The sequence below is a fragment of the Cryobacterium sp. Y62 genome, assembly GCF_002929785.1.
Classification (GTDB): domain Bacteria; phylum Actinomycetota; class Actinomycetes; order Actinomycetales; family Microbacteriaceae; genus Cryobacterium.
Genome location: NZ_PJJK01000106.1, coordinates 62,450 through 84,193 on the forward strand (window position 1 = coordinate 62,450; position 21,744 = coordinate 84,193).

The following is a 21,744-nucleotide window of genomic DNA, read 5'->3' on the forward strand; positions in this document are numbered from 1 at the left end:
CCTGTTCAGCGGCCAGAGTCGAGAGCCACATCTCAATGATGCGCCGAGTTCGGCAGTGCCGATAGGGGCGACGCGTCGTTGAAACGAATGCCCGCCGGCTGACACCTCGACGCTGTTGGTCGTGTCGTACCCCGCGCGTAGGCTGCGGACATGCGCGCAATTATCGTGAACTCTCCTGGTGGTCCTGAATCCCTCACCCTGACGACGGTGCCCGATCTCGTTGTCGGGGCCCACGACATCCGTTTGGAGGTCGCAGCGGCGGGCGTGAACCGAGCGGATATCCTGCAACGGCAGGGCAATTATCCCTCACCGGCCGACGCGCCACAGTGGCCGGGGCTGGAGGTGTCTGGCGTGGTCATCGAGGTAGGCGACGACGTGACCCGGTTCGGCATCGGCGATCGGGTGTGTGCGCTGCTCGCCGGCGGCGGCTACGCCACTGAAGCCGTGGTGCACGAAGACCTGGCGTTACTGGTGCCACTGTCAATGGACCTCATCGACGCCGCAGCCCTGCCGGAAGCCCTGGCCACCGTGTGGTCGAACGTGTTCATGGACGCTGCGCTCCAGCCCGGAGAAACACTGCTCGTGCACGGCGGCGGGAGCGGAATCGGCACGACCGCCATCCAGCTCGGCCGCCTCATGGATGCCCATGTGGCCGTGACGGCCGGATCCGCCGAGAAACTCGCCGTGTGCGAAAGCCTGGGGGCGCAGATTCTGGTCAACTACCGGGAACAGGATTTCGTCGCCGAGATCAACACCGCCACCGACGGTCACGGTGCCGACGTGATCCTGGACATCATGGGTGGCGGCTATGCAGCCCGCAATATTGAGGCGGTCGCGGTGAACGGGCGCATCATGGTGCTCGCCAACCAGAGCGGCGAACCGGCCCGGTTCGACCCATTTCGCCTCATGCAGAAGCGCGCCCGCTATTGGGGCACCACCCTGCGGTCGCGGCCGCTGGCCGAAAAGGTCGCCATTCTGCGTTCCCTGGAATCGGCGGTCTGGCCGTGGATCGCGTCGGGTGAGTTTCGACCGGTGATCGACGGCCGGTTCTCGTTTGCGAGTGCAGCGGATGCGCATCGGCGGCTGGAATCATCGACTCACGTCGGCAAGATCGTGCTGGTGCCCTGAACCGACCGTGAAGTCAGCGCGAGCAGCCTTCGCGCGCCGATATAAAAAAGGGGCCGCACCGACCGGTGCGACCCCCTCACTTCTCTGTCGAGCGGCTACGTCTGTTCGGCTGCAGCGGCGCGAGCCAGCTCGGTCCACGGCTGGGCGAAGGCGGGCGTGACCCCGTGATCACGCCGAGCAGGACACCGCCGATAATTACGACGATCCAGCTGAGCTCCGAGCCGAAACCGACCGACAGCACGACGGCCAGCATCATGGCCATGGAGACCACGTGGTGACCGAGGCGACGACCACTCCGGCGCCAGCGCCGAAAATAGGAAAGCCGAGGGCCACTTTTTGTCGACACCACCTCGTGAGCTATCGCTGTGGCCTGTCTTGAGTGCTCGAGTCGGGTTCTCCCGTCGTGAGGCACGGACTGTGCACGATGAAGTGCAGTGGCAGCACCTCACCGGGCCAGCAAACCGGGCGCGAGCAGTCGAGCGAGCGAACGAGCGACTCAGCGGGTGTAGTGGGACTCCTGCACCTCGTACACCGGGGTGTCAAGCCCCTCCATGCGTGCCTTGATCTGCAGCGCGAGGTAGTTCGAGTAGTGCCGGCTCTGGTGTAGGTTGCCGCCGTGAATCCAGAGTTGCGGCACGTTCGTGGGCTTCCACATGTTGCGCAGCTCCCCCTCCCACGGCCCCGGGTCCTTCGGGGTGTCGGAGCCGTAGCCCCAGCAACGGCCGACCTGGTCGGCGACCTCCGGTGAAACCAGGTCGGCCAGCCATTCGTTCATGGAGCCGTACCCTGTGGCGTACACGATCAGGTCCGCGTCCAGCTCGGTGCCGTCGGCGAGAACCACGGAGGTGGGCGTGATGTGATCGAGCTGGCCCGATTTCACGGCGACCCGGCCGTCGATCAGCAACTGCGAGGCGCCCACGTCGATGTAATAGCCCGACCCGCGGCGCAGGTATTTCAGGAACAGGCCCGAGCCATCCGTTCCAAAATCCAAATCGAAACCAACATCGCTCAGCTTTGAGTAGAAGTCGGCGTCACGCTTTGCCATCTGCTCGAAGACCGGAATCTGCGCGGACGGCAGAATGCGGTACGGCAGCGAAGCAAAGAGCAGGTCGGCCTTCTCGGTGGTCACTCCGTTGTCCAGCGCCTGCTCAGAGTAGAGTCCGCCGAGCGCGAGGTCCATGAGTGAGTCGCTGCGGGAGATGTGTGTCGACGAGCGCTGCACCATGGTGACGTCGGCGCCGTGCTCCCACAGGTCGGCGCAGATATCGTGGGCCGAGTTGTTCGACCCGATCACGACGGCCTTTTTGCCGGTGTAGTCGCCCCCACCGGGATGCTGCGAGGAATGGTGTTGTTCACCTTTGAAAGACCGGGCACCCGCAAAGACCGGCGTGTTGGGGTAGCCAGAGACGCCGAGCGCGAAGACCAGCTGCTTGGGGCGTAGGGTGACCGGCGTGCCGTCGCGCATGACCTCGACCACCCACTCCTGGGCATCCTCGTCGAAGGTCGCCTTCGTGCATTCGGTGCTCGACCAGTAGTTGAGTTCCATGATGCTCGTGTAGTGCTCGAGCCAGTCGCCGATCTTGTCTTTCGATGCGAAGACCGGCCAGTCCTCGGGAAACTTCAGGTAGGGCAGGTGGTCGTACCACACCGGGTCGTGCAGGTGCAGCGACTTGTACCGGTTACGCCACGAATCCCCAGCTCTGGCGTTCTTCTCAATCACGATCGTGGGAACGCCGAGCCGGCGCATGCGGGCAGCCAGGCCGATGCCGCCCTGCCCGCCGCCCACGATCACGCAGTACGGCTGTTCCTCGTAGCCGAGCCGCGCCTCCTGGGCGGTTTTCTCCTCGAGCCACGAGGTGCGGCCCTTCGCAATTTCGTGGGAGACGCCCTGTTCGCGGTTACGGCCTTTCTTTTCTTCGAAACCCTTGAGTTCCTGCATTGTGGTGAGCAGGGTGTAGCACCGGCCAGCGTGCAGGCGCAGGTGTGCGTACCCGCGGGCCTGGCCGGTTTCGAAGGTCACCCACGCCTCGGCAGCACCGGCGTCCCCGGTCGCGGGTTCGGCGAGCGCCCAGTTGTGCGGGCGCACTTCGTCGAGGGTGGCGGTGAGCATCCGTTTGATGTCGGCTTTACCTTCGAGGGTCTTCAAATTCCAGGTGAAGGACACGAAATCGCGCCAGTAGCAATCGTCGGCAAACAGCGCCGCGGCGCCGTCGATATCTCGGTTCTGCAGGGCCGTGTCGAACCGGGCGAGCCAGTTGTCGACGACGGTGCTCGGTGAATCGGGCATGTCACTCCTTTGTGATCCAGCGGAAGGTCAGCCCTGTGTCGGACGCGACCTGTATGTTCAAGTACAGGGCCGCAGGGGTTACATCGGCGTTACACCCGGTGCTTCTGATCGGCGTCATCGTCGGATCCAATGGAGGAGACAGCGCATGTCCTACGGGCCGAGCACCCCGGTTCTCACAGCTGGCCAGCGATTCTCCTGCCCCAAAGAATATGAACGGATACTCCGCGCGGCCCACGAACGCGCCCAGGCCGATGCGCCACCGCCGGCGATCACCGCCGCGGTGTGGGAATCCTGGCAACGTTCCCTGGCCGCGGGCATCGACCCCGACCGGCACCTGCCTCGGCATCTGCACGAGGTGGCCGACGTCGTGGCGCTGCGCCGTGGGCATCCGCTAGAGACCGTGATGCCGGCACTCAGCGAACTTCTGGCCGATGAGAGCGCGGATGGGCAGCACCTGCTCGTGCTCGCCGACGCTCGCGGCGAGGTACTGTGGCGGGTCGGCAGTCGCTCGGCCATGCGGCAGGCCGACGGGCTTGAGTTCGTGGAGGGCGCTGACTGGTCCGAGGCCGGCGTGGGCACCAACGCCATCAGCGAAGTGGTGCTGAGTGGGCGCGCCGCGCAGTTATTTTCGGCCGAACATCTCGTGCGCACGCACCACGAGTGGGCGTGTACGGCCTCACCCATTCGAGACCCGGATAGTGGCGTGGTGATCGGGGTTTTAAACGTGTCCGGGCCACTCAACACGGTCACGGCCGACAGCATGCGGATGGTCAAGTGCGGGGTTCGGGTGGCCGAGGAGTTGTTGCGGGCGGCGCGACGAGAACCGGCGCGTCGGTCCGGGTCGGTGGCTGCCGGGCGCTCATTGATGGTTTCATCTGTACTCTCGCTCGAGCTGCTCGGTGAGAGCCCGTCGGTACTCGGCGCCGACAGCAGTCGGATGCCGTTGTCGCTGCGCCGCGCGGAGATTCTGGCCCTGCTTGAGTCACGGGAGCGCGGCTGGAGCGCCGACGAACTCGCCTATGCCGTTCATGGGGAGACCGGTTCCGCCTCGGCTATCCGCATTGAGATGCACCGTATTCGCCGGGTGCTCGGCGACGCGCTGGAATCCACGCCGTATCGCCTCGCACCCAGCCTGCGCGGCTCGTCTGACTCGGCGCGCGTGTTACGACTGGTGCGCGGCGGGCAGGTGGCTGCTGCCCTCGCGGCGTACACCGCCCCGTTACTGGTCCGGTCGACCGCCCGGGCTATCGAACCGCTGCGCGCCGAGCTCACGAACGCGGTGGGGGCATCCATTCGCGCCAGTGGAAACGCCGAGCTGCTGCGCCTCTGGTGCGCAACCGAGATGGGCAGCGATGACCGCGCCGCCGTGCCGATCCTCGGCCGGGTGGTCGGTTTCGAAGATGCCGCCTATCTAGCGTCGCTCGCCCGCCTCAGCCGCATCGACCTCGAGCTCGGCGGCTAGAACCATGGGGAGGGCTGCGTACGAGAGGGACTGAGGCGCAGCACCGCATCCGAAGCCACCTAGGCTGCCGGATTCAGGTCCAGAGAAATGGAGTCCGCAGCGGCGCGCAGCGCGGGAATGGCACGCTGCGCAAACGCATCGTCGACCCGCGACACCGGCCCGGACACACTGATGGCGGTGGGCGTCGGCGCATTCGGAACCCCCATCGCAAAGCAGCGCACACCGAGTTCCTGCTCGCCGTCGTCAATGGAGTAGCCGCGTTCCCGGATCCGAGCCAGATCGGCCAGCAGATCATCCACCGTTCCGATGCTCATGGTCGTGGGCCTTGGCATGCCAGTCCTGGCCATTATGACGCGCACGGTGTCATCGCCCAGCTGCGCCAGAATGGCCTTGCCGACCCCGGTAGCGTGAGCATGCGCGCGTCGGCCGACCTCCGTGAACATGCGCATGGAGTGTTTGGACGGAGCCTGGGCGATGTACAACGCCATGTCGGCATCGAGAACGGCCATGTTCGCCGTCTCCCCGAGTTGATCGACCAGCGACCGAAGTTGCAGGCCAGCGTGGGCGCCCAGCTGCTTGCTGGCTGCCGTTCCGAGGCGAATGAGTCCGGGGCCCAGAGCGTACCGCCGGTTGGCGAGCTGGCGAATGTACCCCTTGGTCATCAGCGTGCGCAGCAGTCGATGGATAGTGGGCAGTGGCAGGTCGGTAGAGGCCGCGAGCTCACTCAGCATCACCTCTCCACCGGCAGCCGTGATCAGCTCCAAGAGTTCAAAAGCCCGTTCCACGGACTGCACCCCGCTACCAGCTGCGCGTTCTGCCATCTCCAGGCCTCCAGACCGTGTGTAACAACAGATATCCGCATTGCGGAAATCGTCGCCCGGTTCCCCAGAGTACACAGCAGTTGACGCGGGGCCGCACTAACCATAGTCTTTTCGTATAACAGAAACTAACTTCCACGATGCGAAATATATGTGGATCAAAGTCGCTCATTTGTCGACTCGAGCAAGGATGCCCATGCTGTACACCGTAAACTGCTCCATCCTCCTGACCGAGCTGCCGTTGCTCCAGCGCCCGGCCGCGGCGAAGGCCGCCGGCTTCAACGCGGTCGAGTTCTGGTGGCCCTTTGCCGCCGCAGTTCCCACCGAAACGGAGATTGCCGACTTTGAGAACGCGATCACGGACGCCGATGTTCGACTAACCGGTTTGAACTTCGCGGCCGGGGACATGCCGGCCGGGGACCGGGGTCTGGTCTCCTGGCCCGCCCGTTCCAACGAGTTCCGAGACAACCTGGCGGTCGCGGCCGGCATCGGCGAGCGCCTCGGCTGCACGTCCTTCAATGCCCTCTACGGAAACCGTATCGACGGCGTCACCGCCGAGGAACAAGACGAGCTCGCTATCGAAAACCTCTCCCTCGCCGCGCGATCCGTCGCCCTGATCGGTGGCACCGTGCTGCTTGAGCCAGTGAGCGGGGCGCCGAAGTATCCCCTGCGAACGGCGACCGACGTGTTGTCCGTTATCGACCGGGTGCGCGCCGAGACCGGCGACACGAACATCAAATTGCTCGCCGACTTCTACCACCTCGCCGTCAACGGTGACGACGTCGAAGCCGTGATCGCCGAACACGCACACGAATTCGGCCACATCCAGATTGCCGACGCACCCGGTCGCGGCGAACCAGGAACGGGCACCCTACCGATTCACGAGTGGCTCGCGCGCAGTCAGGAGCTCGGCTACCAGGGCGCCATCGGGCTTGAGTACAAGACGACCACGGCTTATCCGTTTGCCTGGCTCGAAGCTGTCTAACCGACCACGCGCATCCGCCACCATTTAGAAAAGGACAACGAAAATGATCAATGTTGCCGTCATCGGCCTGGGGATCATGGGCCTTCCCATGGCGATCAATCTCGTCAAAGCCGGCCACAACGTCATCGGTTTCAACCGCAGCCCGGCACGAATCGATCAATTGATTGCCGCGGGCGGCCGCGGCGCGGCCAACATCGCCGAAGCCGTGCGGGATGCCCATGTCGTGTTCACGATGCTGCCCGACTCGCCCGATGTCGAAAACGTCGTCGGCGGCCCGGACGGCGTCTTCGCCAACACCCCGGCCGATGCTACGTGGATTGACACCAGCACAATCCGTCCCGATGTTACCGTTCGCCTCGCCAACGCTGCACGGGAGGCCGGGCTCAAGGCCGTCGACGCCCCCGTCTCCGGCGGCGAGGCCGGCGCGATCGAGGGCACCCTGTCGATCATGGTCGGCGGGGACGCCGCCGACGTCGAGGCCGTTCGCAGCCTACTCGACGCGATGGGAAGCACCGTCGTGCACGTCGGTCCGGCCGGGTCCGGCCAGACGGTCAAGGCCGCTAACCAGCTCATCGTTGCCGGTACCATCCAGCTCGTCGCCGAGGCGCTCGTATTTCTGGAGGCACACTCGGTCGACACCGAGGCCGCCGTCAAGGTTCTGGCCGGCGGACTGGCCGGCAATCGAATCCTGGACCGCAAGGCGGCCTCAATGGTGGCGCGCCGCTTCGAACCGGGTTTCCGGGTCGACCTGCACCACAAGGACCTGGGCATCGTCACCGCCGCTGCCCGCGCCGCCGGCGTCGCCATTCCGCTGGGTGCGATGGTGGCCCAGCTGATGGGCGCCCTGCGTGCCGAAGGCCACGGTTCGCTCGATCACTCGGCTCTGCTGTTGCTGGTCGAGCAGATGTCCGGCCGCTCGCACACCGAAACACCGACGATTCAGCTCCAGGGAGAACCACATGTCTAAAATGCGTGCAGTCGACGTCGCCGTCGCCATCCTCGAGAAAGAGGGAGCCACCCAGACCTTCGGCGTTCCGGGCGCCGCCATCAACCCGTTCTACTCGGCCATGCGCGCTCACGGCGGCATCGACCACATCCTGGCCCGCCACGTAGAGGGTGCGTCGCACATGGCCGAAGGATTCACCCGCACCAAAGCCGGCAACATCGGCGTGTGCATCGGCACCTCCGGGCCGGCCGGCACCGACATGATGACCGGGCTCTACTCTGCATGGGCCGACTCGACGGCCATCCTCTGCATCACCGGCCAGGCTCCGGTGAGCAAGCTGCACAAGGAAGACTTCCAGGGCGTCGACATCGCTTCTATTGCGGCTCCCGTCACCAAGATGGCCGTCACCGTGCTCGAGGCCGGGCAGGTTCCCGGCGTCTTCCAGAAGGCGTTCTATCTGATGCGCTCCGGCCGTCCGGGCCCGGTCTTGATCGACCTGCCGATCGATGTGCAGCTCACCGAAATCGAGTTCGACATCGACACCTATGAGCCACTGGCGGTAGCCCGGCCCGCAGCATCGGTTGCCCAGCTGAAGAAGGCACTCGCCATGCTGCTGCTGGCCAAGCGCCCGGTGATCATCGCCGGCGGCGGCGTGATCAACGCGGATGCCTCGGAGCAGCTAGTGCAGCTCGCCGAGGTGTTAAATGTTCCGGTTATTCCCACGCTGATGGGCTGGGGCAGCATCCCCGACGACCACCGGCTCGCGGCTGGCATGGTGGGACTGATGACCTCGCACCGCTACGGCAATGCGACCATGCTCGAATCGGATTTCGTTCTCGGCATCGGTAACCGCTGGGCCAACCGGCACACTGGCGGCCTCGACACGTACACGAAAGGCCGTACGTTCATTCATATTGACATCGAGCCCACCCAGATAGGGCGGATCTTCTCACCAGACTTCGGCATCGTCTCCGATGCCGCAGCTGCGCTTCGCGGTCTGGTTGAACTGGCACGGGAATGCAAGGCCCAAGGCGGACTGCCCGATTGGGAGAGCTGGGTTGAGAGCTGCGTACACCGCAAGAACACGATGCAGCGCAAGACGCACTTCGACAATGTGCCGATGAAACCGCAACGCGTGTATGAGGAGATGAATCGGGCATTCGGCACCGAGACCCGATATGTGACCACGATCGGGCTCTCTCAGATTGCCGGGGCACAGTTTCTCAATGTGTTCCACCCGCGGCACTGGATCAATTGCGGCCAGGCCGGTCCCCTCGGCTGGACGCTGCCTGCTGCCCTGGGGGTAGCCGTGGCCGATCCGACGAAAACGGTCGTCGGGCTCAGCGGCGACTACGACTTTCAGTTCATGATCGAAGAACTGGCGGTGGGCGCTCAATTCCACATCCCGTACATCCATGTCGTCGTGAACAACTCCTATCTCGGCCTGATCCGGCAGGCGCAGCGCCGGTTCGACATGGATTATCAGGTGTCGCTCGCGTTTGAGAACATCAACTCGCCCGAGCTTGAGGGCTACGGCGTCGACCACGTCAAGGTGGCCGAGGGCCTCGGCTGTAAAGCCATCCGGGTGCGCGAAGCCGACGATCTGCAGGCAGCGTTCGCGCAGGCACGGGATTGGATGGCCGAGTTCCGGGTTCCCGTGGTCGTCGAGGTCATCCTCGAGCGGGTCACGAATATCTCGATGGCCGCCGCCGAGATCGATGCCGTGACCGAGTTTGAAGCCCTGGCCGAGACAGCAACCGATGTGCCCACCGCGCTCTCCTTCGCGGTCTGACTCGCCTTTTTGACCTAGTGCACGTGCAATTCACGAACAAAGGAGTTCTTGTGAGTACAACAACCGTTAACGCCCCGAGCGCCAGCATCATGTTCGGTGCGCTCCGCGCGGCCGTGACCGACCCAGCCCGGGTGAAGACCCGGGCCCTCGACCGGTACGCCAACGCCCACGATGCCTCACATTTCCTGCTGATCCCGCAGGCGGTCGTGGTGGCCACGGACGCTGCCGAGGTCGGCGCGCTCCTGTGCGCCGCTGCGGCGCAGGGCGCACACCTCACGTTCCGGTCGGGAGGCACTAGCCTGAGCGGGCAGGCCATCACCGACGGGGTGCTGGTCGATGTGCGTCGCAACTTCAAGAACATCGAGGTACTCGACGACGGCCTCCGGGTGCGGGTGCAGCCGGGCGCCACTGTGCGCGCCGTGAATATCCGGCTGGCCAAGTATGGCCGCAAGTTCGGGCCCGACCCGGCCAGCGAGTCCGCGGCAACCATTGGCGGCGTCGTGGCAAACAATTCCTCTGGAATGGCGTGCGGCACCGTCGATAACACCTACCAGACCCTCGAATCGGTCGTTGTGGTGCTGCCCAGCGGCACCGTCGTTGACACCGGGGCAGCGGATGCCGACGACCAGCTCCTGAAGCGGGAGCCGGTCTTATACAACGGCCTGCTCGAACTCGCACGGCGCACCCGGAGTAATCCGGCATCCGTCGCCACCATTCGACAGCAGTTCTCGATGAAAAACACCATGGGGTACGGCGTGAATTCCCTTCTGGACTTCGACCGGCCGGTAGACGTGCTCGCGCACCTGATTGTGGGCAGCGAGGGCACACTGGGCTTCGTGGCCGAGACGGTATTTCGTACCGTGCCCAAACTGCCGCATGTGACGACGGCGCTGCTCGTATTTCCCGGGCTCGAAGCCGCCACAGCCGCGCTGCCCGCCCTCGTGGCGACCGGCGCGGCCACCCTGGAACTCATGGACGCGTTATCGCTGACCGTGGGGCAGCAAATGCCCGGTGCCCCGGCCATCGTGCTCGACCTCGTTGTTCAGGAGCACGCCGCCCTTCTCGTGGAATACCACGCCGAGTCGTCCGAGAAACTAGCGCAGCTGCTTGAGACCGGCATGCAGACCGTCAACACGCTGAATCTCACCCTGCCGGCCGATTTCACAACCGATGCGGGCATCCGCGGCCAGCTGTGGTATCTGCGTAAGGGGATCATCCCAGCCGTGGGTGGCACCCGGCCGCAGGGCACGAACGCCCTGCTCGAAGACATCGTGGTTCCCGTGCCGGCGCTCGCCCGCACCTGCATGGAACTCATTCGGCTGTTCGCCAAGTACGCGTACGAGAACTCCATGATTTTTGGTCATGCCAAAGACGGCAACGTGCACTTCATGCTCACCGACGATTTCAGCAGCCCGACCGGGCTGGAACGGTTCAGCCGGTTCACCGAAGACCTCGTCGACCTCGTGCTCGGCGAGGGTGGTTCGCTCAAGGCCGAGCACGGTACCGGGCGCGTAATGGCACCCTACGTGCAACGCCAATACGGCGACGAGCTCTATGACGTCATGCGGCGCATCAAGGTATTGTTCGACCCGGCCGGCCTGCTCAACCCGGGTGTGCTCATCAATGATGATCCGAACGCGCACCTCAAAGATCTCAAAGCCATCCCAGCCGTGGCAAGCGAAGTAGACCGCTGCACCGAGTGTGGCTGGTGCGAACCGGTGTGCCCGAGCCGTAACGTGACGCTCACACCCCGGCAGCGCATCGTATCGCTGCGTGCCATCGAGCAGGCCCGGCTCGATGGCAATCTCGCCCTGGTGGCCGAGCTGGAAAAAGATTACGAGTACGACGCCGTGCAGACCTGCGCCGCCGACGGCATGTGCCAGACAGCCTGCCCGGTCACGATCAACACCGGCGACCTCATGAAACGCCTGCGCCGGGACGACGCCAACCCGGTCGAGAAAGCAATCTGGAATGTTGCCGCGAAGAACTGGGGCGCCGTGTCTCAGGGTGCTGGCGTGGCCCTGAATGTGGTTCGCACGGTACCCGTCGGCGTCATCCTCGCGCCCAACAAGCTGGCCCGCGCCGTGCTCGGCACAGACGCCGTGCCCCTCTACTCCCCTGAATTGCCCGCTGGCGGCGCCAGCCGTAAACGTCGGGCGGTGACGTCTGCGCCCAAGGCGCACCCATCCATCAAAGTTGAAGAAAGCGAAACCAGCCATGCGTAATCCACCGTCGGAAATCACCCGGCAGCGTGCCTTGCCAGCGGATGCGCCGCAGGCCGTCTATTTTCCCGCTTGCGTGCAAACAATGTTCGGTCCGGCCACTACCGGAACTTGCGGCGTACAGGTCAGCTTCGAGCAGTTGTGCGAACGCGCCGGCATCACCCTCCTCGTTCCGGCCGGAATCGATGCCCTGTGCTGCGGCACACCATGGTCGTCCAAGGGCATGGCCGACGGGCTCGCCACCATGAGCCAAAAAACCCTTGCCGTCCTGCGCGCCGCCACCGGCGAGGGCGAACTGCCTGTCGTCTGTGATGCTTCTTCCTGCACCGAGGGCCTGCGCCACATCATCGAGGGCGACACCAGCGCGCGGCCCTTGACCGTCATTGACGCGGTCGAGTTCGCAGCCATCCACATCCTGCCGGGCTTGCCGGGGTATAAAAAAATCGAGTCTCTCGCGCTGCACCCCACCTGTTCCTCGACCCGGATGGGCATCAACCCGGCCCTCGATACCGTCGCCGATGCCATCGCCAAACACGTCGAGATCCCCGAGAACTGGGGTTGCTGCGCGTTCGCCGGCGACCGAGGAATGCTCCACCCAGAACTCACCGCATCCGCCACGCGCGCCCAAGCCGCGGACGTCGTCGCCATGGACGCCACCGCCCACGCCTCCTGCAACCGCACCTGCGAGCTCGGAATGACGCGTGCCACCGGCAAGCCGTATCGCCACGTACTCGAGTTGCTCGAAGAAGTCACCCGGCCGTAGGCCCACCTCTCTCAAACCGGGGTTTCTGAGACATGCTGTGGTGAATCACCAACCCGCGTCGAGTGTCTCACATTCTCCGGTTTTTTGTGCGCGCCCGGAACAACACAGCGGGCGACAACGGATGCCTCCGCTGCCGCCCGCTGCCGGGTGACGGTACTAAACGCGCGTCGGTTCGGGGGCCAGCACGGCCGCCTTCTGGCGCAACATCCAGCGCACGATCAGCCCGAGCGTCGTCATGAGCAGCACGAGCATGATCGAGCCGAGGTTGAAGCCGAGGCCGTAAATGAAAATGAACGAAATCGAGCCGGCTGCGATGCAGTAGTACAGCGTGACCAGGATCGTCTTGCGCAGCAGGTCTCCCTCCCGGCCGAGCAGTCCCACCGTCGCCGAGGCTGCAACGATGTTGTGGATGGCGATCGGATTTCCGCCGGCGCCTCCTACAGCCTGTGCGACCACCACCTGCTCCGGGTTGACCCCGATGGCGTTACCGGTGGAGAACTGGAACTGGGAGAATGTGAGATTCGACACGGTATTGGAACCGGCGACGAACGCTCCGAGCGCTCCGATGAACGGGGCGATGAACGGCCAGGAACTACCCGAGACGGCCGCGGCGCCCTCGGCAAGGGTCACCGGCATGCTCGAGAGATCGGACATGTTGAGGTCCGGCCCGGACTGGATCAGCACGCGCACGAGCGGCACGGCGAACAGCAGGGCCACGGCGGTTCCGGCGAGTTGCTTGCCGGAGACCACCCAGGTCTCGCGAATCTGCCTGCCGTTCATGCGGTGAAGTGCATAGGCGAACAGCGACGCCAGAATGAGCAGGAAGGCCGGCGAGTAGAAGGGCTGCACGGCAGCAGAGATATCGGTGCCCAGAATGTTGTTGAACGGAATGGCGATGCCGGTGAGGAATCCCGTAACCGGCGTAATCACCCGGCTGCCGACCAGTAACACGGCCATCAGCACGTAGGGTGCCCAAGCACTCACGATACTTATGCCACGAGCGGATGCGACGGGTGCCGCCGCCGGTTCTATTGTTCCCATCCAGCGCGGGCTCCACGTGGCGCGCGGGCCGAAGTCGAAGGTCTTCTTCGGCATCAGGAAGCCCTTACTTGAGGTGAACATCACCAGGATGAGTCCGAAGAGGCCGCCGAACAGTGAGGGGAATTCCGGGCCGAGGAAGCGGGCCACGAGAACCGAGGGGATGGTCATGGCAACCGAGGCGTAGAGCGCGAACGGCCAGATCGCGAGCCCGTCACGAAAACGGCGCTCGGGGCCGAAGAAGCCCGTGAGCATGCACACGAGAATCAGCGGAATGAGCAGTCCCACGATCGCGTGCATCGACGCCACCTGGAATCCAATCGAGGCCACGAACTCAGGCATCGTGACGCCGAGCACGGAGAGGCGTTCGGCCACTGCCGGATCACCGCCGAGTCCGCCGCCGACGCCCACGATGATGGGGGTGCCGACCGCGCCGAAGCTCACCGGCGTGCTCTGGATGATGAGGCCCACCATAACGGCAGCCATCGCCGGGAAGCCCATCGCCAGCAGCAGCGGCGCGACGACCGCGGCGGGAGTACCAAAGCCTGAAGCGCCCTCGATGAAGCTTCCGAACAACCACCCAATGATGATCGCCTGGATGCGCCGGTCGGGCGAGATGTTGTTGAACCCGGCGCGGATCCTGGACATCGCTCCTCCGACCGTCAGCGTTGACAGCAGCAGGAGAGCACCGAACACGATGTACAGCAGGGTTGCCGCGATGATCACTCCCTCGAGGGAAGCGGCGATGACTCCGAGAAAGTCCATCTTCCACACCACGAGGGCCACGATCACGGTCGCGATGTAGCCCACTGGCATGGCGTACTTGGCGGGCCATCGAAATCCGGCGAGCAAAATGCCCACCAGCAGAATTGGTGCCAGCGCTAGAAGGCTCAGCACAGCAAGATTGTCCACGATTAGGTCCTCTCTGACCAATTTTCGTATGGTGAAATTTTAATATTGCTTTGTGGATGTCATTCTAGGGCGTCGCTCCATTCAGGGTCAACGGATGTGCCGCCTTTAGACGCAGGCAATGACTGACAAGGCCGCACCCACGGTCCAGAGCCAGCGCATCACGATGTTCGGTGCGCCATTAGTGATGACATGCGGATTCTGTCGATCCTGATCGCCTTCTGCTTCGGCGCCCTGCTCGAGGCACTGGCCGGTTTCGGGGCACCGGTGGCCATCACCGCGGCCATGCTACTGGCCGCCGGCATGAAACCACTCAAATCGGCGATGGTGGCGCTACTCGCCAACACTGCCCCGGTGGCTTTCGGATCGGTGGCGGCGCCGATCATCGCACTCAGCGGCGTCACTGGGCTCCCCATTCATGACCTCGCGTCGATGATCGGTCGACAGACCCCGTTCATGGCCCTACTGGTGCCGCTCGTGTTGGTCTTCATCGTTGACGGCAAGCGCGGCGTGAAACAGACCTGGCCGGTGGCAGTAGTCGCCGGCGTTGTCTTCGCGGTGGCACAGTTTCTCGCTTCCAACTTTCTCGCCGTCGAACTCGTGGACGTGATTGCCGCCCTCGCGACCATTGCCGCCGTACTGGTCATGTTGAGGTTCTGGCAGCCGCGCGAAACCATCGGATTCTCAGCGGCAGCAACGAATGCACCCGCGGATGACCTGCAGGTGCTGACCGGCGCCGCCGACAACGGCGGTGCGCTGGCAGTTCGGGCCGGAACGTCGACTGCCGCCTCCTCCTTCGCTGTGGCAGCGTCATCGATCGATGCCGCGCCGGTGAAAACGACGCGGCCCGGCGCGCGCCAGGTATGGACGGCCGTCGCCCCCTACCTGATCATTATCGTGATCTTCTCGATTGCCCAAGTGCCGATAGTCAGGGCCTGGCTGACCGCTTTCGGCAGCGTGACGTTCCGGTGGCCGGGACTTAATGTGATCGACCCGGCCGGCAATCCGGTTGTAGCTCAGCTCTTCAAACTGGACCATCTCAAGGCAGCGGGCACATCCGTGCTGATCTCCGGTGCGGTCCTGATGGCCTTATACAAGATCACGCCGCGCCAGGAACTGCGGATCTACCGGGAAACCCTGCTGCAACTGCGCTGGACCATCGTCACCGTCACCGCCGTGCTCGCCCTGTCGTTCGTCATGAATTTGTCCGGACAAGCCAGCACACTGGGCGTCGCACTGGCCTCTACCGGCGGTTTTTTCGCCCTGCTCTCCCCGCTGCCGGGGTGGATCGGTGTGGCCTTGACCGGCTCCGATACCTCGTCGAACTCCCTGTTCGGGCAGCTGCAGGTCTCCGCCGCCAACTCGGCTGGCCTCTCGCCGGTCTTGATGGCTGCGGCGAATTCCTCAGCCGGGGTGCTGGGCAAGATGCTCTCGGTGCAGAATCTTGCCGTAGCCGCAGCCGCAGCCGCCGTCGGACTCGCCGGCGCAGAGAGCACGCTCCTACGCAAGCTCATCGGCTGGAGCCTGGGCCTGCTCGTGCTGCTCACCCTCTTGATCTAGCTCCAATCCACCCCCGTACTCAACTGGATGGTGCCCCCAGCTCCAGATCGACCAGCTGACGCAGCCATTCAGCGACCCGCGCGACTGGCTTGCCCCAGGCCCCTTCGGAAATTGCCTCATCCCAGAATTTCAGGTGGTGAAGCCCGGGCGGCAGCAGAAACGGCAGCGCGGTGCCGATCAGCGGGTGGCGAAAGCCGCCACGCATCCGCTCATTCAGCCAGCCGATCTCGTCGTCTTCTAAAAGTGCCCGCCGAGCCGGGTCGACTTCGCGGGCGGCTTCGTGATATCACGCCGCGCCGTGATGAACTTTTGCATCACCTCGGCGGTCAGGTCGGCTTAGACCTGATCGCCCAGAAAGAGGATCAGATTTGGGCGTGGCACGTCGCTGTCAGGCGAGGCCGGGCGCAGAGCGTAGGCACGCAGTTCGTCAACATGCACGAGCGCATCATCGGGCTCAGAATCAGAGGTGAACTCGTCATGATTGCGTTGTACCGCTCCAAGATCAGGTCGGCTACGCCCTGCGGTGATTGGGGCATGGCGATCGTCGCCCGCAAACTACACCCCTTCGTCTACTCTGCCGGCCGACCAGGCACTTCGCCGTCATTTTCGATCGGAAAAGTGAGATTTGCTAGTTTGACGTTCAGCCAGTGGCGAACGTACGCTGGGAGTGAGGCTCTTGCCCACGTCGCTTTGCGCGCCGACGTCTGTCGGCTGCCTTTGGCAAATGCGCGGTATCTCAGGCACCCCCGACCACAGCAGATCGGGGGCAGGTTGTCCAACGGAGGAAAATCACATGCGCAAAAGAAGACTATCTATTATCGCGGGTGCGGCTCTGGCCGGCCTCGCCCTGGCTGGCTGTTCCCCGGCCGCTGAGAGCGCCGACGACGGCAACGCCAATCAGGTTGAAGTTTTCACTTGGTGGGCCTCCGGATCAGAAAAAGTAGGACTGGACGCCCTCGTCTCCGTCTTCGACGAACAGTACCCCGACGTGGACTTCAACAACGCCGCCGTCGCCGGCGGTGCAGGCTCGAACGCCAAGGCCGCCCTCGCGTCTCGGCTTGAGGCGAGCAACCCGCCCGACACCTTCCAGGCCCACGCCGGTGCCGAGCTCACCGACTACATTGCCGCCGGCCAGCTGCAGGATCTGAGCAGCTTCTACGAAGAGAACGGTCTCAACGAGGCCTTCCCAGCCACGCTGATCGACCAGCTCACCTCCGATGGCAAGATCTACTCGGTGCCGAGCAACATCCACCGCGCCAACGTCACTTGGGTGAACATCGACGTGCTTGAGAGCGCGGGCATCGACCCGGCTGTTGCGCCCGCCGACATGGACGCCTGGATTGCGGATCTCACCACGCTTAAGGACTCCGGCGTCGAAACTCCCCTCTCCTTGGGCACCGAGTGGACTCAGATGCAGCTGCTCGAGAATGTGCTCATTGCCGATCTCGGCGCGGAGGGCTACACCGGCCTGTGGGACGGTACCACCCCGTGGGATGGTCCCGGCGTTGCGACGGCCGTTGACCACTACAGCCAGCTGCTCGATTTCGTCAACAGCGACTATGTCGGACTGGACTGGGATGCCGCCACGCAGCTCGTGCTAGACGGCAACGCTGGCTACAACGTCATGGGCGACTGGGCCGAGGCTGCATTCGTGCAGGCTGGCCAGACCTACGGCACCGAGTACACCACCTGGGCCACCCCGGGTACCGAGGGCATCTTCGACTTCCTCGCTGACTCCTTCACCCTGCCCGAGGGTGCCCCGCACGAGGCGGCAGCCATCGATTGGCTGACCACGATCAGCTCAGCCGAGGGCCAGAAGGCGTTCAACATCGCCAAGGGTTCCATTCCGGCAAGAACGGATGCTGTCGCATCCGACTACCCGGCCTACCAGCAGACCGCGCTGAAGTCGTTCAGCGAAGACACCGTCGTCAGCTCCCTGGCGCACGGTGCTGCAGCGGCGGCCTCCTGGTCGGCTGACCTTTCCTCGGCCATTGGCAAGTTCGGTTCCGACCGTGACAGCGACGCTTTGATCGCTGTAATGGTCTCGGCTGCCTCGAGCGCACTGGGCTAATCTGCTTCATCCGCACCCTGCTGGCGAGGCCTCTGCCTCGCCAGCAGGGTGCTCTAACGCTGCAACGATTCAACGCACGGAAAGGCGCATTGTGCGCAAGGGAGTACGCAACTGGGGACCCCCGCTTCTGCTGGTGTCCCCCACCATCCTCATCCTGGGAATCTTCGTGTACGGCCTCATCGCCGCCAACATTCAGGTTTCCACGACCAACCGGCACAGTCTCGCGCCCGAGTCCGAGTTCGTGGGTCTCGAAAACTACCTGGCCCTCCTCGGTGAGGATCGTTTTCTGCACTCGCTGTTCAACCTCGTCATGTTCACGGTTGTCTTCATCGCTGGCACGATGCTGTTCGGCTTCATCTGGGCGTGGATGCTCGACAAGGGCGTAAGCGCCGAAGGCGTCTTCCGTTCCGTCTTCCTGTTTCCGATGGCGATCTCGTTCGTTGCCTCCGGTGTGGTGTGGCGCTGGCTACTCAACAGCGCAGAGGGTGATCGGGCATCCGGTCTCAACCGCATTTTTGAAAGCCTCGGGCTCGGCTTTCTGCAAAACGCTTGGTGGAATGAGCCCATCTGGGGCATGGCTGCCATCGCCATGCCCGCCATCTGGCAGCTTTCCGGCTACGTCATGGCCCTGTTCCTGGCCGGCTTCCGCGGCGTTCCGCAGGAGTTGCGCGAGGCTGCTCGCATGGACGGCGCCTCCGAGTGGAAGCTCTACCGTTTCGTGGTCTTCCCGCAGCTGAGCCCGATCGCGTTGTCGGCATTGATTATTGTGAGCCACATGTCGCTCAAGGTCTTCGACCTGATCATGTCGGTGACCGGTTCGATTTACCAGACCGAGGTACCCGCCACCTACATGTGGGTCACTCTCACCTCGAATGACTATGCCAAGTCCGCCACGATCGCCACGATCTTGCTGCTACTGGCGTCGCTCTTCATCATCCCTTACCTCATTCAAACGTGGCGTTCAGAGAAGGCGAACCGATGACCGTCACCGAAGAAGCACCCCCGGTCTCACGACCTCGGGCTGATCCGGCCCCGCGCACGCCCAAGCCGGCGCGCCGCTTCACCATCGGGCGCACGCTTAAATACGTGCTCCTGATTGTCTTCGTCTTCGTGGTACTCATTCCCGTTTACGTGCTCATCGTGACCAGCTTCAAACCACCGGCTGACGTCACAGCGTCAACGTCGTGGGGGCTCCCGGTGCGGTGGCCCTGGGAGAGCGTAGCCCCGGGCGGACCCACCGGCTTCGATAACTGGACCGGAGCCTGGGCTGCCCTCGCCCCGTCGATCGGCCGCACGTTCCTCTTGGCCATTCCGGCAGCGCTGATTTCCTCGTTCGTCGGTGCCATGAACGGCTTCGTGCTCTCGCGCTGGCGGTTTCCGCACGCCGACATCGTCTTCACGTTCATCCTGTTCGGAATGTTCATTCCGTACCAGGCCATCATGACGCCGCTGGTGCAGATGAAGACATCCCTCGGGCTGCCGAGCGATATCTCGACGCTGCTCATGGTGCACGTGATCTACGGGCTGCCGATTTGCACGTTGATTTTTCGCAACTACTACGTGAGCATTCCGATGGAACTCATGGAAGCCTCGCGCATGGACGGCGCCGGTATGCTGCGCACCTTCGCCTCGATCGTGCTGCCCCTGTCGCTGCCGGGTTTCGTGGTCACGATCATCTGGCAGTTCACCAACGCCTGGAACGACTTTCTGTTCGCCATGTTTCTCTCAGACACCAGCGGTGGCCCGGTCTCTCTCGCGTTGAACAACCTCGCGCAGGGTGCGCAACTGGCCAATTACGGTACGGCCATGGCCGGGGCGCTCATTGCATCGCTGCCAACCCTGCTCGTGTACATCATCCTCGGCAAGTACTTCATCGGCGGGCTCATGAGCGGATCGGTCAAGTAACTTCTCGCGCGGTCAGTCTCGGTCTCGGTCTCGGTCGGCTGTGGCTGCATCCACTTCGGCCGGCCGCGCGGGCACAACGTTGAGGAGGTGTGCAGAACTGCGGAGTTATCCCGCTGATCACTCCGGGCGATTGCGGCCCTTTACGGCGATAATCTCCGCGGTTATACACGCCCGGTCCAGCAGCTCGCCGCGGCTTCGAATCGGCGCATGCCCCATCTCGTTGTCGTTCTGCCGCTCAGGCCACTTCAAACCGGCGAGAGCTTCACCGTCGAGGACCGGCCGCTGCACATTACCGTGCTCGCCCCCTTCAAAACGGATGCTGCGCCGTCTGAAATTGCGCAGGTCATAGCCGCGACGATGGCAGGGCAGGATGCCCTGACGGTAACCATCGGGCAGAACGAGCTGTTCGGCCGCCGACACAATATTCCGATGACAGTTATCGACGACAGGCTACGTCGCACGATAGTTCCGAGTCGCTGTGCTGTTCAGAAACGCTGTGCTGTTCAGAAATACTGTGCTGTTCAGAAATACTGTGCTGTTCAGAAATACTGTGCTGTTCAGAAATACTGAGCGGGACGCCGCCATCGGCGACTTCGGGCAGATGTCTTCGCCAAGTCAATAATCCACTGTTTTGTGGGAATGCCGCGCAGTTTGTCGGCCGCTACCTGGGCCTGCACAGCGGCAATGCGCTCCTGATTCGAGACTGGGTCACGCTCGACGCGGACTGAGCGTCGCAGCGCATTCACTGGCCGGGCCATGGGTTCACTCATCAGCGGCGTTTCTGATTCGTGCGCCTTGTTGATTGTTGTGCACTTCGGAAATTCTCGCCAGCCAAGCGTGATGCAGCGGCCAGGGTGCGGTCTGTCACCGCGGCCACGACGTCACCCTCGTGCTCAGCCGCCCCACCAAAGCCGGGCGTCTGCACCTAGTTGATGAGCCAGTCACCCTGAAGCGAACTGTAAAGATGGGCCTCATCGAAGAGGAGCACGATCGATGCTGTAACCGCAAGACAGCACCGACCACCGACACGGCTTCGATGTTCGTGGGGTGTAGCGCGGTACGGACCGAGGCGGCTCGGGCGGCGAGTACGCTCGAAATGTGCTGTCTCGCGATCTAATCCGTCTATACCCCGAGCTCTACCACGTGGCCGCCGATGGCAGCTGGCCAGCCATCGAGCGCCACGGGCTGCTCAGTCCGGCCGCGCTCGTGACCCGCTGGGGCGTCAAACAGGGCGCGCCGCAGGCCGCTATTCTCGGCAGGCGACGCGGTGAGTCACGCGTGCTCGAGCATGGGGAATTCGGGACCGCGGTCATCCGTCATCAAAAGGCGATTCACGAGCCGTCGTTGGAGGATACCCTCGACGATATGACGCTTGCCGAGTGGTACGCCGCAGTGAACGACCGGGTGTTTTTTCACCTGCAGGCGCGCTTTCTGCAGGAACTTCTGCGGGCCCGGTCGTATCGGGACGACGCCCACACAGTGATCACCCTGAACACGAAGAGTCTGGTCGCCGCGCACGAAGACGAGATCGAGTTGAGCGCGATCAACTCCGGTTTCGCTCAGCGGCACAGCAAGGAGCCACGCGGGCGCGACACCTTTCTGTCGATCGCGGACTATCAGCATCCGACCCGGTCGCACGCCGCGACCAAAGGGCAGGACGTCGCCGAACTCGCGATCCCGCGCGGCGTGCGCGACCTGCGTGATCACGTCGTGCGTGTCGAACGGATGCGCGAGGGCACCGTTCTCGAGCGTCTCGCCTGACCTGGGCGCCGCCACGCCCCGTTACCTTGTTTGTAACCTCGGATGGTGTGAGTATCTGAGGGAGTTGGCCTGTCGGGTCCGGCATGATTGTTGCCCC

General features: G+C 63.8%; 16 protein-coding genes and 1 pseudogene. 12 read left to right on the forward strand and 5 right to left on the reverse strand.

All coding sequences use genetic code 11. From position 1 onward, the window contains the following. Window positions 1-150: 150 nt before the first annotated feature. Window positions 151-1,128 (forward strand): NAD(P)H-quinone oxidoreductase, encoded by a 978-nt coding sequence (locus CXY71_RS10075; RefSeq protein WP_104135502.1) that lies wholly within the window; start codon window positions 151-153, stop codon window positions 1,126-1,128. Window positions 1,129-1,204: 76 nt separating this feature from the next. Here CXY71_RS10075 and CXY71_RS10080 read toward each other — a convergent pair whose 3' ends face one another. Together CXY71_RS10080 and CXY71_RS10085 are read right to left on the reverse strand one after the other, a co-directional pair. Further along, window positions 1,205-1,399 carry a hypothetical protein gene (locus CXY71_RS10080; protein WP_146072794.1) on the reverse strand — a complete coding sequence of 65 codons (195 nt, stop codon included), beginning with the start codon at window positions 1,397-1,399 and terminating at the stop codon, window positions 1,205-1,207. A 225-nt stretch (window positions 1,400-1,624) separates the two neighbouring features. Beyond that, window positions 1,625-3,415 carry an NAD(P)/FAD-dependent oxidoreductase gene (locus CXY71_RS10085; RefSeq protein WP_104135504.1) on the reverse strand — a complete coding sequence of 597 codons (1,791 nt, stop codon included), beginning with the start codon at window positions 3,413-3,415 and terminating at the stop codon, window positions 1,625-1,627. Between the two features lie 145 nt (window positions 3,416-3,560). On the opposite strand from CXY71_RS10085, the gene CXY71_RS10090 reads away from it, so the two are divergent. After that, the gene (locus CXY71_RS10090) at window positions 3,561-4,877 is read left to right on the forward strand and encodes a helix-turn-helix domain-containing protein (RefSeq protein WP_104135505.1); all 1,317 of its coding nucleotides are present in this window, start codon (window positions 3,561-3,563) and stop codon (window positions 4,875-4,877) included. A 59-nt stretch (window positions 4,878-4,936) separates the two neighbouring features. On the opposite strand, the gene CXY71_RS10095 is transcribed toward CXY71_RS10090, so the two are convergent. Continuing rightward, entirely contained in the window at window positions 4,937-5,698 is a 762-nt protein-coding gene (locus CXY71_RS10095) for an IclR family transcriptional regulator (RefSeq protein WP_104135506.1), read from the reverse strand. Between the two features lie 193 nt (window positions 5,699-5,891). Between CXY71_RS10095 and CXY71_RS10100 the strand changes: the two genes are divergently transcribed. From CXY71_RS10100 to CXY71_RS10115, 4 genes and pseudogenes are all read left to right on the forward strand, one after another. Continuing rightward, a complete protein-coding gene (locus CXY71_RS10100) occupies window positions 5,892-6,680 on the forward strand; it encodes a hydroxypyruvate isomerase family protein (protein WP_104135507.1) in 789 nt (262 codons plus the stop codon). 43 nt (window positions 6,681-6,723) lie between these two features. Then, a complete protein-coding gene (locus tag CXY71_RS10105; RefSeq protein WP_104135508.1) occupies window positions 6,724-7,647 on the forward strand; it encodes a 2-hydroxy-3-oxopropionate reductase in 924 nt (307 codons plus the stop codon). Beyond that, window positions 7,640-9,418: a glyoxylate carboligase gene (gene gcl / locus CXY71_RS10110; RefSeq protein ID WP_104135509.1), complete on the forward strand. Its 1,779-nt coding sequence runs from the start codon at window positions 7,640-7,642 to the stop codon at window positions 9,416-9,418. Before CXY71_RS10105 ends, gcl begins: the two co-directional genes overlap by 8 nt. A gap of 104 nt (window positions 9,419-9,522) precedes the next feature. Beyond that, a pseudogene (locus CXY71_RS10115) lies at window positions 9,523-12,403 on the forward strand (FAD-binding and (Fe-S)-binding domain-containing protein); the annotation flags it as partial. A 156-nt stretch (window positions 12,404-12,559) separates the two neighbouring features. On the opposite strand, the gene CXY71_RS10120 reads toward CXY71_RS10115, so the two are convergent. After that, window positions 12,560-14,353, reverse strand: coding sequence for an L-lactate permease (locus tag CXY71_RS10120; protein ID WP_104135510.1), 1,794 nt, complete (start codon window positions 14,351-14,353; stop codon window positions 12,560-12,562). Window positions 14,354-14,530: 177 nt separating this feature from the next. Between CXY71_RS10120 and CXY71_RS10125 the strand changes: the two genes are divergently transcribed. Next, window positions 14,531-15,910 (forward strand): L-lactate permease, encoded by a 1,380-nt coding sequence (locus CXY71_RS10125; protein ID WP_255412633.1) that lies wholly within the window; start codon window positions 14,531-14,533, stop codon window positions 15,908-15,910. A gap of 19 nt (window positions 15,911-15,929) precedes the next feature. On the opposite strand, the gene CXY71_RS10130 is transcribed toward CXY71_RS10125, so the two are convergent. Next, window positions 15,930-16,115: a hypothetical protein gene (locus CXY71_RS10130; RefSeq protein WP_104135512.1), complete on the reverse strand. Its 186-nt coding sequence runs from the start codon at window positions 16,113-16,115 to the stop codon at window positions 15,930-15,932. A 588-nt stretch (window positions 16,116-16,703) separates the two neighbouring features. Here CXY71_RS10130 and CXY71_RS10135 point away from each other — a divergent pair. The 5 genes from CXY71_RS10135 to CXY71_RS10155 all read left to right on the forward strand — a co-directional run bounded on the left by CXY71_RS10135 (window position 16,704) and on the right by CXY71_RS10155 (window position 21,647). Beyond that, on the forward strand, window positions 16,704-17,981 hold the full coding sequence (locus CXY71_RS10135) for an ABC transporter substrate-binding protein (RefSeq protein ID WP_104135513.1): 1,278 nt from the start codon (window positions 16,704-16,706) through the stop codon (window positions 17,979-17,981). A gap of 91 nt (window positions 17,982-18,072) precedes the next feature. Beyond that, the gene (locus CXY71_RS10140; protein WP_104135514.1) at window positions 18,073-18,963 is read left to right on the forward strand and encodes a carbohydrate ABC transporter permease; all 891 of its coding nucleotides are present in this window, start codon (window positions 18,073-18,075) and stop codon (window positions 18,961-18,963) included. Further along, entirely contained in the window at window positions 18,960-19,886 is a 927-nt protein-coding gene (locus tag CXY71_RS10145) for a carbohydrate ABC transporter permease (RefSeq protein ID WP_104135515.1), read from the forward strand. The genes CXY71_RS10140 and CXY71_RS10145 overlap by 4 nt, the downstream gene beginning before the upstream one ends. Before the next feature lie 207 nt (window positions 19,887-20,093). Then, window positions 20,094-20,456 carry a 2'-5' RNA ligase family protein gene (locus tag CXY71_RS20700; protein WP_146072795.1) on the forward strand — a complete coding sequence of 121 codons (363 nt, stop codon included), beginning with the start codon at window positions 20,094-20,096 and terminating at the stop codon, window positions 20,454-20,456. Window positions 20,457-20,984: 528 nt separating this feature from the next. Beyond that, window positions 20,985-21,647, forward strand: coding sequence for a hypothetical protein (locus CXY71_RS10155; protein WP_104135517.1), 663 nt, complete (start codon window positions 20,985-20,987; stop codon window positions 21,645-21,647). The last annotated feature ends 97 nt before the right edge of the window (window positions 21,648-21,744 follow it).